We start from the raw sequence: 13,248 nt of genomic DNA on the forward strand, positions 1-13,248 counted from the left end.
TGATTTATATGATTTTACGAAGATGCGCCCATTCGGCCCGGGTTTCGGCGGGGCCCGTCGGCCCGAACACCGGCCCCGGGCATCCGGCATGAGGCATCAGGAATCCGACATCAGGCCCCGAACGCCTTGCTCTTGCCCGGCACCGGCTTGGCGCCCGCCAGGAGGTGAGCCGGAACCAGATCGCGCGCGGGCTCGGTGTAGCCCACGGACACGATCTTGTCGCCGCGGTAGGTGAACGTCGTCAGCGAGGCCAGGGTGCACTGCCGCTTGCGCGGGTCGTGCCACAGCCGCCGCTTCTCCGCGTAGCTGCGGACGATCCAGATCGGCAGCTGATGACTCACCAGCACCGCCTCGTGGCCGCGCGCGGCGTCCTTGGCGGCGTCCAGCGCACCCATCATGCGGACGACCTGGTCCACGTACGGCTCGCCCCACGACGGCTTGAAGGGGTTGACGAGATGCTTCCAGTTCTCCGGCCGCCGCAGCGCGCCGTCCCCGACACCGAAGGTCTTGCCCTGGAAGACGTTGTCGGCCTCGATGAGCCGCCCGTCCGACGCCAGGTCGAGCCCGTGGGCCTTCGCGATCGGAGTCGCCGTCTCCTGCGCCCGCTCCAGCGGCGAGGCCACGACATGCGTGACATCGCGCGTGCTGAGGTGCTCGGCCACCCGGTCGGCCATCTGCCGGCCCAGCTCGGACAGGTGGTACCCGGGCAGCCGCCCGTAGAGCACCCCCTCCGGGTTGGCGACCTCGCCGTGCCGCATCAGATGGACGACGGTGATGTCGTCCGCACCGTTCTTGCCGGTGGTCTCGCTCATGCCGTGGCCTCCGCCGCTGCCCGTGCCGCCGCCGGAAGGGCGTCGGCGATCCTCTGAACCGCCCGGTCGTCATGGGCCGTCGACACGAACCACGACTCGAAGGAGGACGGCGGCAGGTAGACGCCCTGCGCCAGCATCGAGTGGAAGAACGCGGTGTAGCGGAAGGACTCCTGCGCCTTCGCGTCCTCGTAGTCGCGCACCTCGCGTCCCGTGAAGAAGACGGAGAACATGTTGGAGGCGCTCTGCAGACGGTGGGTCACACCCTCCTTGGTGAGCGCCTCGGTCACCAGCGTCCGGATCCGCTCCGACACCGCGTCGATCGTGTCGTACGCGGCCTGGTCGAGCAGGCGGAGCTGCGCGAGGCCTGCGGCGGTGGCGACGGGATTGCCCGAGAGCGTGCCCGCCTGGTACACCGGCCCGGCCGGCGCGAGGTGCGCCATCACGTCCGCGCGGCCACCGAACGCGGCGGCCGGGAAGCCACCGCCCATCACCTTGCCGAAGGTCATCAGGTCGGGACGCACGCCGTCGATCCCGTACCAGCCGGCCCGGCTCGTGCGGAAGCCGGTCATGACCTCGTCGGAGATGAACAGGGCGCCGTTCTTCGCGCAGGCGTCCTTGAGGCCCTGGTTGAAGCCGCGCGCGGGCGGCACCACACCCATGTTGCCGGGCGAGGCCTCGGTGATCACACAGGCGATCTCGCCGGGGTGCGCGTGGAACGCGGCCTGCACGGCTTCGAGATCGTTGTAGGGCAGGACGATGGTGTCGGCGGCCTGGGCGCCGGTCACGCCGGGTGTGTCGGGCAGCGCGAAGGTCGCGACCCCGCTGCCCGCCGCGGCCAGCAGCGAGTCGACATGGCCGTGGTAGCAGCCGGCGAACTTGATCACCTTCGTGCGCCGGGTGAACCCGCGGGCGAGCCGGATGGCCGACATGGTCGCCTCGGTGCCGCTGGAGACGAGCCGGACCTGCTCGACGGGCTCGACACGGGCGACGATCTCCTCGGCGAGGACCACCTCTCCCTCACCGGGCGTGCCGAAGGAGGTACCGCGCGCGACGGCCTCCTGAGCGGCGGCGACGACCTCGGGACGGGAGTGCCCGAGGATCATCGGACCCCAGGAACAGACGAGGTCGACGTACTCACGGCCGTCGGCGTCGGTCAGATAGGGACCGGTACCGGACACCATGAACCGGGGCGTACCGCCCACGGCACGGAAGGCGCGCACCGGAGAATTCACGCCACCTGGTGTGACGGCCGCCGCGCGGTCGAACAGCGACTGCGAGGCTGGGGCTTCGTAGGGATAAGGCAGTTCGGTCATGACCTGCGACGTCTCCGACTCCGGGGGGCTAGTGACCTCCTCAGGGTAGGCCAGGGGGCCCGGTGGGCCGCGAGGGGAAGAGCGGGGCGCCGTGAACGGACGGCCCCGGCCCGACGTACGGCTCCACAGAGGAAAGATCCCGGCCATCGCCGGGCCGGTGTGACGGAGCCCGGGACGACAACCGGGTCCCTTCCCCCGGCCATCTGCGAAACTGGGAGCACGAACGGACAGCTCACATGAACCATGGTGTTCAGGGGCCGCGAAGATCCCGCGGACAGGTGTTTCGGCGTACGTTTCGCCGTGCGACCGTGGGGGAGGTCACTGTCACGATGATCGGGTTGCGTGGCGGGGGTCGCGCGACTTAGAAAAGCAGTCGGGTGGAGATATGCATCGCGGTGGCGGACTGGGCGAGGGGACCGATGACCTCAACCCTCGGCGTGCCCGGCGGGGGAAACACCGACGTGAGGCGGAAGAAGCGGCGGCCGGCAGAGCCGGCCAGATACAGGGCTCGCAGGGTGAGCCCGACGAGCGGATCGATCGCGCGGTCGAACGACTGCGGGCGGAGAGCGGGAATGGTGGCCGAGTGGGGGTGACGTACAAATATTTCGGCGCGCCGGACGGCGCCACGGCCGCCAGGGTCCCGATCTCGATGCGCCCCGAGGAACTCGGCGGCGACGAACTCGGCATGAACGGCATGTTCACCAAGATCAAGCCGGAGACGATGGCCGCGATGGTCCTCACCGGCATAGAAGGCGTCCCCCTGAACAAGGTGCCGCCGCTGGAGCTCGTCGTCCTGCACCCCGACTACGCCGTCGTCAAACTCCCGATGACCGTCGTCGACCCGCTGCGCGGCATAGGCGAGGAGGCCGTGGGCGCGGCCGCCTTCATCTGGTCCACCGTCCCGGACCGCGGCGGCCCGCGCGACGCGTTCAACGTCTACCAGCTCCTGCACGAGTGGCAGGACTTCTCCCACCGCCTGCACGAGGCGGGGCATCAGCCGTACTGCCTGGTGTGGCCCTGATCCCGGGGTCCTGAGGCAGCGGGCGGGGTTCCCGGACCCCGCCTTTCTCATGCCCGGGGACGGTCGCCTCTCCCGACCGGGGACGGTCGCCTCTCCCGACCGGGTACGACCGACCCTCCCGCCCGAGGACGACCGACCCTCCTGGCCGGGGCGGTCGCCGACGATCACCGGTCCGAGGCGCGGACCACCGGAGACCGCCGGCTACAGCCCTCCCGCGACCCGCAGGACCGCCCCCGTCGTGTACGAGGCGTCGTCCGACAGGAGCCAGGCCACCGCGCCGGAGATCTCCTCCGGCCTGCCTGCCCGGCCCATGGGGATGACGGCCGCCACCCGGGCCGGACGCTGCGGGTCCTCGTGGAAGTCGGTCCAGACCGTCCCCGGGGCGACACCGTTCACCCGGATGCCGTCGGCCGCCACCTCCTTGGACAGGCCCACGGTCAGGGCGTCGACGGCCGCCTTCGCCGCCGCGTAGTGGACGTACTGCCCCGGACTTCCGAGGGTGGCCGCGGCCGACGAGATGTTGACGATCGCACCCCCGCCGGACGCGGTCATCTCCCGTACGGCACGGCGCGCGCAGAGCAGATAGCCGAGGACGTTGACCGCGAGGGCGTCCCGCATGCCGTCGGGGTCGGCGTCGGCCAGCGGTCCGTTGGGCCCGCTGACGCCCGCGTTGTTCACCAGCCCGGTGACCGGACCGAGTTCGGCGATCACCGCGTCGAAGAGCCCGTCGACCGCCACGGGGTCGGAGGTGTCGACGGCCACCGCGAGACAGCGCCGGCCCGCGTCCGTGACGGCCTCCGCCACCTTCCGCGCGGCCGCGCGGTCGGACCGGTAGCCGATGACGACGTCATGGCCCTCCAGGGCCAGCCGCCGGCAGACCGCGGCGCCGATCCCGCGGCTGCCGCCGGTCACCACCGTGATTCTCGGCCCCTCGCGCATGATCACCCCTCCTCACGACTTGAACCATCAGTGTGACGGCAGAGGCTGCCGCTCCCGCTTCTCCCGCGCCCTCCTCGGAGCGGCGCCCGGACATGACTCACCCAGGGATCTCCCACGGCCGCGCCGGAACAAGAGCCGTCAGGACAAAGGGATCTGACGGTGAGGGCCCCGCACGGCCCATCCGGGCGCAGCAGACGTGTCGCCGCCGATCGGGTCATATGAGAAGTGCCGCTCAGGGCGGCGCCACCCCGGGCGGGCACGATGAATCAGCAGGTCAGAAAGGGTGGACCGCCGTCGGCTCCACGTCGGGGCGACCGCCGGACGGGGGTCTCCGCCATGGGCCGGGCGAGCTCCCCGGGTGGTGCGCCGCCCACTTCGGATTGACGGTGGATCACGTCGCACCGGGTTTTCGCCTGCTGACAAGAGGTCAGCTACCTGGTTCTGACGGAAGGACTCCGACAAATGCGATCTGCCCGCATGCTCCTGGCCGCCGCGACGGCCACCGCCGCCCTCGCGATCGGCGCCCCCGGCGCGTACGCCGCCGCGACCGGCGACTGGGACCACAGCGACTCCTCTTCCTCCTCCTCTTCCTCTTCCTCTTCCTCCAGCAAGGAGGACTCCGGTTCTTCTTCCAGCAAGGAGGACTCCGGCTACGGCAAGGAGCACGAAGACTCCGGCTACGGCGCCGAGCACGGCAAGGACAGCGAAAGCGAGCACAGCAAGCCGACCTGGCACCACGAGAAGCCGGAAGGCGGCGTGCACACCGGCGGCGGTGCGCTGACGTCCGTCCCGACGGACGACTCCTGGAAGGGTGACAAGAAGTACGACCCGGAGACCTACAAGGACAAGGACTCGTCGAGCTCCGACAGCAGCGCTTCCTCGGACTCCGGGAGCAGCAAGGGCTCGTGGGACTCGAGCAGCAAGGGTTCGTGGGACTCGGGCAGCAAGGAGTCCGAGGACAGGCCGCACGGCGGCATCCACACCGGTGGCGGCGGTCTCGCCACGTCGTCCGGTGTCACGGCCGGCGGACTGGGCGTCCTGGGCCTCGCGGCCGTGGGCGTGTACATGGTGCGCCGTAGGAACGCCCAGGGTGGTGTGGCCTGACCATGCCTGACGACATAGCGGTCCGGGCCGCCACCCCTCACCCGTGGCGGCCCGGCCGGTCCCTCCGCCGGCTTGCGCGGCTCCTGCCCCTCCTGCCGCGCTTCCCGTGTTTTGCCTCTGCTGCCGGCCAGGCCGGTCTTGCGTGCGTTGCCAGTCCAGCCGATCCAGATTCCGTTGCCGTTCCGACCGGTCTCGCTCCCCGTTCCGGTCCGACCGGTCTCGCTCCCCGTTCCGGTCCTACCAGTCCTGCTTCCGTGGCCGGTCCGACCGGTCCTGCTTCCCGTTCCGTTCCTACCAGTCCTGCTTCCGTGGCCGGTCCGACCGGTCCTGTTTCCGTTGCCGGTGGTGCCGGTCATGTTCCGGTGACTGCCTGAACGGTCTTGCTGATCTTGCTTCCGTTGCCCGTCCCGCTGTCCCCGGCACTTCCGCCCAGTCCGCTTCGCTGCCCCGACCCGATGAGGTGGTACCCGATGGCAGCCCGGTTGTCCTCTCCCGCCGAGACCCCGCAGCTTTCACCCCGGCGCACCTTCCGGCGTCGTGCGACGTGGGTCGTGTGGTGCGCCGGCGTCGCGGTCCTGCTGACCACGAACGTGCTCCACCGCCAGGACGAATCGTCCGGCCCCTCCCCCACCACCCCCGCCGCGGCGGCCCCCGCGCACTCGCACGCGCCCGTGTCCTCAGCCTCTCCCTCGAACGACCGCCCGGCCGCGAAGCATCTCCCGCGGGCCGAGCCGATCCGGCTGCACATCCCGAAGATCGCGGTGGACGCGCCCTTCACCGAACTCGCCCTCGACGACTCGGGCAAGCTCCAGCCGCCGCCCCCGAACGACACGAACATGGTGGGCTGGTACGCCAAGGGCGCCTCCCCCGGTGAGACGGGGACGGCGATCATCGCCGGGCACGTCGACACGAAGACCTCCGCCGCCGTGTTCGCCGGTCTCGGAGACCTGAAGAAGGGCGACAGGTTCAGCGTCGAGCGGTCCGACGGACGGACGGCGTCCTTCGTGGTCGACGGCGCGGAGACCTACGCGAAGGACGCCTTCCCCGACGACAAGGTGTACGCCGACACCCCCGACGCCGAGGTCCGTCTCATCACCTGCGCCGGCACCTACGACCGCGCCGTCAAGGACTACACCGACAACCTGGTGGTCTTCGCCCATCTCGTCTGACCGGGCGAGCGGTGCGGCCGACGGCGGCACGACGGATGATCACGCTCCCCTCCCTGCCGGGGGGGGAGCGACGGCGGGGGCCCGGTCGGGGCCTCCGCCGTCCGTCGGAAGTGGGCCCTCAGGTCAGGTCGACGGCCCGGCGCGGCCGCGTTCGGTCTTAACGCAAGCTTGACGCCTGGGGCCCCCGGAGGCTCGGGCCCTGGGATCACTCTCTGCATACGCTGATGGGCGCCGTCTCCTCGATGGCCGGAACCGTTCGACGAGACGTACGTACAGGAGAGTCATCGATGGCCAGCACCGAGCCCGCCCCGCCGAGCCGCTTGCGGGCGTGGATGCTGGAAGGCCTGTCCGACATGGGCAAGAGCAAGGGCCGCGGGCTCCCGACCCAGGCCGCCGAGCCCGCACCCGTGCACAAGGGCCAGCGCTGGTGGCGCGTCATGTGCCTGACCGGCGTCGACTATTTCTCCACCCTCGGCTACCAGCCCGGCATCGCCGCCCTCGCGGCCGGACTGCTGTCCCCCGTGGCGACCATCGTGCTCGTCATCGTCACCCTGGCGGGCGCCCTGCCCGTCTACCGCCGGGTCGCGGAGGAGAGCCCGCACGGCGAAGGCTCCATCGCGATGCTGGAACGCCTGCTCTCCTTCTGGAAGGGCAAGCTGTTCGTCCTCACCCTGCTCGGCTTCGCCGCCACCGACTTCCTCATCACCATCACGCTCTCGGCGGCCGACGCCTCCACCCACCTGGTGGAGAACCCTCACCTGAACAGCGCCCTGCACGACAAGCAGATGGTGATCACCCTGTTCCTGGTGGCCCTGCTGGGCGCGGTCTTCCTCAAGGGCTTCCTGGAGGCGATCGGCGTCGCCGTCGTCCTGGTGGGCATCTACCTCGGACTCAACGTCGTGGTCGCCGTGGCCGGTGTCTGGGAGGTCATCACCCACGAGCACCTCGTCACCGACTGGACCACCGCACTGACCGCCGAGCACGGCAACGTCTTCGCCATGATCGGCGTGTCCCTGCTGGTCTTCCCGAAACTCGCGCTCGGCCTGTCCGGCTTCGAGACCGGTGTCGCGGTCATGCCCCACGTCGAGGGCGACCCGTCCGACACCGAGGAGAAGCCCTCCGGACGGATCCGCGGCGCCAAGAAGCTCCTGACCACCGCCGCCGTGATCATGAGCGTCTTCCTGATCGTCACCAGCTTCATCACCACCGTGCTGATCCCGGAGAAGGAGTTCGAGCCGGGCGGCCAGGCCAACGGCCGTGCCCTCGCCTACCTGGCCCACGAGTACCTCGGCAACGCCTTCGGCACCGTCTACGACGTCTCCACGATCTGCATCCTGTGGTTCGCCGGCGCCTCCGCCATGGCCGGGCTCCTCAACCTCATGCCGCGCTATCTCCCGCGCTACGGCATGGCCCCGCACTGGGCCCGCGCCGTCCGCCCCATGGTGATCGTCTTCACCCTGGTCGCGTTCCTGGTCACCTGGATCTTCGACGCCGACGTCGACGCCCAGGGCGGCGCGTACGCGACCGGTGTCCTCGTCCTGATCAGCTCCGCGGCCATCGCCGTCACCATCGCGGCCCGCAAGGCACGCCAGAAACACTGGACCATCGCGTTCGCGGTCATCTCGGTCGTCTTCCTCTACACGACCGTCGTCAACATCATCGAGCGCCCCGACGGTGTGAAGATCGGCGCCTGCTTCATCGCCGGCATCATGCTCGTCTCCTTCCTCTCCCGGCTCGCCCGCGCCTTCGAGCTGCGGGTGACCAGCATGACCCTGGACGACATGGCCGAACGGTTCGTACGGGACATCGCGAGCCGGCGCATCCGGTTCATCGCCAACGAGCCCGACAAGCGCGACATCACCGAGTACCGCGAGAAGATCGAGCAGATCCGCGCCGACCACGACCTCCCGCCCCAGGAGGACTTCGTCTTCCTGGAGGTCACCGTGGGCGACCCCTCGGAGTTCGAGTCCGTCATGAACGTACGCGGCGAAGTCCTGCACGGCCGCTACCGCGTCCTCACCCTGGAATCCGCCTCCATCCCCAACGCCCTCGCCGCCCTGCTCCTCTACGTGCGCGACTCCACCGGCGGCATCCCGCACATCTACTTCGAGTGGACCGAGGGCAGCCCCTTCGCCAACTTCCTGCGCTTCTTCCTCTTCGGCCAGGGCGAGGTCGCCCCCGTCACCAGGGAAGTCCTGCGCGAGGCCGAACCCGACCGCGCACGCCGGCCACGGGTGCACGTCGGCTGACACCCCGGCGGGCGCCCCGGGACCCAGGGCCTTTCCGGACACGTCCGACACACCGGAAAGGAGTGAGAGGCCGGTAAGAAGGTCCGTCGCGGAGCCGCTCACCAGGTCGCACGCCGCCGACGGCTTGGCAGACTGGTCGAGTGCCCCAGAACGTACTGCTCGCCGAGGACGACCGCGCCATCCGCCACGCCCTGGAAAGGGCGCTGACACTGGAGGGCTACACGGTGACGGCCGTGGCCGACGGCGTGGAAGCGCTGGCCCAGGCCCACCGCACCCCGCCGGACGTCCTCGTCCTCGACGTCATGATGCCCGGCATCGACGGCCTCCAGGTGTGCCGCGTGCTGCGCGCCGAGGGCGACCGCACCCCGATCCTGATGCTCACCGCGCTCGTCGAGACCGCCGACCGCATCGCCGGCCTCGACGCCGGCGCCGACGACTACGTCGTGAAGCCGTTCGACGTCGAGGAGGTCTTCGCCCGGCTCCGCGCGCTCCTGCGCCGCACCGGGAACGGCTCCTTCGACGAGGACGCCCCGGCGCCCCCGCCCCGGGAACCCCGGACGTCCGGAGCGCAGATCTCCGCGGCCGGGCTGCGGATGGACATCCAGGCCCGCCGGGCCTGGCGCGGCCGGCGCGAGCTGGAACTGACCCGCACCGAGTTCGAGCTCCTCGAACTGCTCGTCCGCAACGCGGGCATCGTCCTCGACCACTCCACCATCTACGACCGGATCTGGGGCTACGACTTCGGCCCCGGCTCCAAGAACCTCGCCGTGTACGTGGGCTACCTGCGGCGCAAGCTCGACGAGCCGGGCGCTCCGGCGCTGATCCACACCGTGCGGGGCGTGGGGTACGTCCTGAGGGAGGACTGAGTGCGACGACGGCTGCGGCAGGTGTCCTCACTGCGGGCCACCTTCACCGTGTCCTTCGCGGCCGTCGCCGCCGCCGTCACGGTCCTCGTCGGGTTCCTGAGCTACGACGCCGCCGCGCGGCTGGTGCGGGTCGACCAGCAGACCGTCTTCGCCGAAGTGGTGCAGGACCTGCGCGACCAGGTCCGTGAACACCCGCTGCACACCGGCGACTTCGCCTCCTCGGACCCGGACCACGACGGGCCCCTCGACGACATCATCCGGCCCAGCCGCACCGACGTCCAGGTGCTCGGGCCGGACGGCGTGATCGCCGACCACGGTGTTCCGCCGCTGCCCGTGGACGGCCGCGACCGGGTGGTCGCCGACGACGCCACGGCGGGCGTGGTCGTGGAGCACAAGGACGTCTACGTCGCCGGCGACCGCTACCGCATCGCGACCGTCTCGCTCGGCGGTGGTCGCGGTGCCGTGCAGGTCGCCCAGCAGTTCAGCGACACCGAGGATCTGCTCCGGGAGCTCCAGCAGCGGACCGTACTGCTCGTCGGGGCCGTCGTGATCGCGGCGGGGCTGTTCGGCTGGTGGCTGGCCCGGCGCATCACCCGGCGCCTGGTGCGGCTGGCGGGGGCCGCCGAGGACGTGGCGCGCACCGGTCGTCTCGGCATCCAGGTGCCGATCACCGGATACGACGAGGTGGCCCGGCTCGGGCGGTCCTTCGACCGGATGCTCGGCCGCCTCGCCCAGTCCGAGGAGGACCAGCGGCGTCTGGTGCAGGACGCGGGGCACGAACTGCGTACGCCGCTGACCTCCCTGCGTACGAACATCTCGATGCTCCGCCGGATCGACGAACTGCCGCCCGACGCCCGTGAGGAACTCGTCGCCGATCTGGCGCTGGAGTCCCGGGAGCTGACCGACCTGGTCAACGAGCTGGTCGCCCTCGCGGCCGGCCAGTCGGACACGGAGCCGGTGCGGCGGCTCGACCTCGCCGAACTCGCCGAGGACGTCGCGGTCGTCGCGCGCCGCCGCACCGGGCGGGACATCACCGTGCGGGTCACCGGCGACACGACGGTCGACGGCCGCCCGAGCGCCCTGCAGCGGGCCGTCTCCAACCTGGTGGAGAACGCGACCAAGTTCGACCGGGCCGGAACGGCACCGATCGAGGTCGAGGTGACGGGACCGCCCCCCGCAGGGCCTGCGAGCCCGGCCGGCTCCGCGGTCGCCCCGGCCTCGGCGGGTTCCGGAGGCCGTCACCGACCGGTGCGCGTCGAGGTGCTCGACCGGGGACCCGGCATCGGCGACGACGACCTCGTGCGGGTCTTCGACCGCTTCTACCGAACCGCCGACGCCCGCAGCCTGCCCGGCTCGGGCCTCGGCCTGTCGATCGTCCGCGAGGTCTCCACGGCCCACGGAGGCGTCCCGTTCGCCCACCCCCGAAGGGGCGGCGGCACGGTGATCGGCTTCACGGTGGAAGGCGCACCGGCACTCGACTGACACGCGCGGTCCGGTGGGTGGGTGGGTCGGGGCCGTGCCGGTGCATCAGCCCGTCGCCGTCGGACGGAGACGTGACCGTCGGTGGCGACGGGCATCGATGTACCGCCACGTCCCCTCACGCCGGATCCCGCCTGCGGGCGGTTCGCACTTCAGCCCCGGCCCGCGAAGGGTTCAGTCCCTCCGGTCCCCCTGCCCACCTCTTCAGGTGCGCGGCCAGTTTCAGCCCCTCCGGCGCTTGAGGAGCGGGGTCCGGGGCGGAGCCCCAGGGGCCGCCTCGCTCCGGGCGCCATTTCGGGTCCCGGGCACCATCCAGCCCCTCCGGCGCTTGAGGAGCGGGGTCTGGGGCGGAGCCCCAGGGTGGGACGGGTAGGGGCGGCGGGGGCGAAGGAAACCCGCTACGACCGAAGCGCCGCGAGCTGTTCCGCGAACGGGACCACGTGGAACCCGTCCTCCCGACCGGACGAAGGCGGCGCGGGGACAGTGCCCGACCCGGGCGAAGGCTGAGCGGGGACAGCAGCGGCCCCGGGCGAAGGCTGGGCAGGGACGGCGGCCGCCCCGGACGCGGCCTGAGCCGAGAGCGAGGGACCCGTCGGGCCGGGCACCGAGGAGCCGGCCAGGGCCGACATCAGACCGGCCAGCTCACCCCCGGCCCTCTCGACCCGCTCGGCCAACCCCTCCACCCCCCCCAGTCCTCCGAAGCCGCGTACACCCCGGTCGGCACGACCACAGCCCGCAGATAGGCGAACAACGGCCGCAGAGCGTGCTCGAGAACGAGCGAGTGCCGCCCGGTCCCCCCGGTCGCCCCGATCAACACGGGCTTGCCCGCCAACGCATCCTTGTCGAGCACGTCGAAGAACGACTTGAACAGCCCGCTGTAGGACGCGGAGAAGACCGGTGTGACGACGATCAGACCGTCCGCCGAGGTCACGTCGTCGATCGCGGCGGACAGGGCACGGCCGGGGAAGCCGTTGGTGAAGTTGTGCGCGATCTCGACCGCGAGGTCCCGCAGTTCGACGACCCGCAGATCCACCGCGCCGGGGACCCGGCCGGCGGTCACGGCCGCCAGCCGGTCGGCCAGCAGCCGTGTGGACGACGGAACGCTCAGCCCCGCCGAGACGACGACGAGCTTCATACGCGGCTCACCTCTTCCTTGGCCGCGGCCACCCGGGCCGCGTGGGTCGGCGCCTCCGGCACGTCGGCCGGACGGTTCTTGGCGAACTCCTCGCGCAGCACCGGCACGACCTGTTCGCCGAGAAGGTCGAGCTGCTCCAGGACGGTCTTGAGCGGCAGCCCGGCGTGGTCCATCAGGAAGAGCTGGCGCTGGTAGTCACCGGCGTAGTCGCGGAAGGCCAGCGTCTTCTCGATGACCTGCTGCGGCGAGCCGACGGTCAGCGGCGTCTGCTCGGTGAAGTCCTCCAGGGAGGGCCCGTGCCCGTAGACCGGCGCGTTGTCGAAGTACGGACGGAACTCCCGTACGGCGTCCTGCGAGTTGGCCCGCATGAACACCTGGCCGCCGAGGCCGACGATCGCCTGCTCGGCCGTGCCGTGCCCGTAGTGCGCGTACCGCTCGCGGTAGAGATCGATCATCTGCTTGGTGTGGTCGGCGGGCCAGAAGATGTTGTTGTGGAAGAAGCCGTCGCCGTAGTAGGCGGCCTGTTCGGCGATCTCGGGCGAGCGGATGGAGCCGTGCCACACGAACGGCGGGACGTCGTCCAGCGGACGCGGGGTCGACGTGAACGACTGGAGCGGCGTACGGAACTTGCCCTCCCACGTCACCACGTCCTCGCGCCACAGCCGGCGCAGCAGCGCGTAGTTCTCGACGGCGAGGTTGAGGCCCTGCCGGATGTCCTGCCCGAACCAGGGGTAGACCGGCCCGGTGTTGCCGCGGCCCATCATCAGGTCGACCCGACCGTCCGCGAGGTGCTGGAGCATCGCGTAGTCCTCGGCGATCTTCACCGGGTCGTTGGTGGTGATGAGGGTGGTGGAGGTGGACAGCACCAGCTTCTCGGTCTTCGCCGCGATGTAGCCGAGCATCGTCGTCGGTGACGACGGCACGAACGGCGGGTTGTGGTGCTCGCCGGTGGCGAAGACGTCGAGGCCGACCTCCTCGGCCTTCAGCGCGATGGCGACCATGGCCTTGATCCGCTCGCGCTCGCTCGGCTCCCTGCCCGTGGTGGGGTCCGGTGTCACATCACCGACGCTGAAGATCCCGAACTGCATGGTCGCTCACCCTCCAAGTTGTTGACGTTTCAACTATACCCTCGAACCACCACCCCGCCCCGGTTATTCCACC

At 70.8% G+C, this 13,248-nt stretch carries 10 protein-coding genes and 1 pseudogene; 6 read left to right on the top strand and 5 right to left on the bottom strand.

The window, feature by feature from the left end; genetic code table 11:
* Positions 1-110: 110 nt before the first annotated feature.
* The gene (locus ACIQ7M_RS38280; protein WP_403653061.1) at positions 111-812 is read right to left on the bottom strand and encodes a histidine phosphatase family protein; all 702 of its coding nucleotides are present in this window, start codon (positions 810-812) and stop codon (positions 111-113) included.
* A complete protein-coding gene (gene hemL, locus ACIQ7M_RS38285; RefSeq protein WP_355762483.1) occupies positions 809-2,125 on the bottom strand; it encodes a glutamate-1-semialdehyde 2,1-aminomutase in 1,317 nt (438 codons plus the stop codon). Before hemL ends, ACIQ7M_RS38280 begins: the two co-directional genes overlap by 4 nt.
* A gap of 583 nt (positions 2,126-2,708) precedes the next feature.
* Between hemL and ACIQ7M_RS38290 the strand changes: the two genes are divergently transcribed.
* A complete protein-coding gene (locus tag ACIQ7M_RS38290; RefSeq protein ID WP_019061278.1) occupies positions 2,709-3,146 on the top strand; it encodes a hypothetical protein in 438 nt (145 codons plus the stop codon).
* 201 nt (positions 3,147-3,347) lie between these two features.
* Here the strand turns inward: ACIQ7M_RS38290 and ACIQ7M_RS38295 are convergent, their stop codons facing one another.
* Complete coding sequence (locus ACIQ7M_RS38295) at positions 3,348-4,085, bottom strand: SDR family NAD(P)-dependent oxidoreductase (RefSeq protein ID WP_403653066.1); 738 nt, start codon at positions 4,083-4,085, stop codon at positions 3,348-3,350.
* 462 nt (positions 4,086-4,547) lie between these two features.
* Between ACIQ7M_RS38295 and ACIQ7M_RS38300 the strand changes: the two genes are divergently transcribed.
* The 5 genes from ACIQ7M_RS38300 (at position 4,548) to ACIQ7M_RS38320 (ending at position 10,955) form a co-directional block, all read left to right on the top strand.
* A complete protein-coding gene (locus ACIQ7M_RS38300; RefSeq protein WP_403653069.1) occupies positions 4,548-5,189 on the top strand; it encodes a hypothetical protein in 642 nt (213 codons plus the stop codon).
* A gap of 470 nt (positions 5,190-5,659) precedes the next feature.
* Positions 5,660-6,358: a class F sortase gene (locus tag ACIQ7M_RS38305; RefSeq protein WP_403653072.1), complete on the top strand. Its 699-nt coding sequence runs from the start codon at positions 5,660-5,662 to the stop codon at positions 6,356-6,358.
* Positions 6,359-6,645: 287 nt separating this feature from the next.
* Positions 6,646-8,607 (top strand): amino acid transporter, encoded by a 1,962-nt coding sequence (locus ACIQ7M_RS38310; RefSeq protein WP_403653074.1) that lies wholly within the window; start codon positions 6,646-6,648, stop codon positions 8,605-8,607.
* A 140-nt stretch (positions 8,608-8,747) separates the two neighbouring features.
* Positions 8,748-9,473 (top strand): response regulator transcription factor, encoded by a 726-nt coding sequence (locus tag ACIQ7M_RS38315; RefSeq protein ID WP_355762467.1) that lies wholly within the window; start codon positions 8,748-8,750, stop codon positions 9,471-9,473.
* Entirely contained in the window at positions 9,474-10,955 is a 1,482-nt protein-coding gene (locus ACIQ7M_RS38320; protein ID WP_403653078.1) for an ATP-binding protein, read from the top strand.
* A gap of 395 nt (positions 10,956-11,350) precedes the next feature.
* Here ACIQ7M_RS38320 and ACIQ7M_RS38325 read toward each other — a convergent pair.
* Both ACIQ7M_RS38325 and ACIQ7M_RS38330 read right to left on the bottom strand, forming a co-directional pair.
* Positions 11,351-12,087, bottom strand: a pseudogene (locus ACIQ7M_RS38325) (FMN reductase).
* Complete coding sequence (locus ACIQ7M_RS38330; protein ID WP_355767252.1) at positions 12,084-13,175, bottom strand: LLM class flavin-dependent oxidoreductase; 1,092 nt, start codon at positions 13,173-13,175, stop codon at positions 12,084-12,086. The pseudogene ACIQ7M_RS38325 and the gene ACIQ7M_RS38330 overlap by 4 nt, the downstream one beginning before the upstream one ends.
* Between the last annotated feature and the right edge of the window lie 73 nt (positions 13,176-13,248).

Source organism: Streptomyces sp. NPDC096324, assembly GCF_044763015.1.
In the GTDB taxonomy this organism is placed as follows: domain Bacteria; phylum Actinomycetota; class Actinomycetes; order Streptomycetales; family Streptomycetaceae; genus Streptomyces.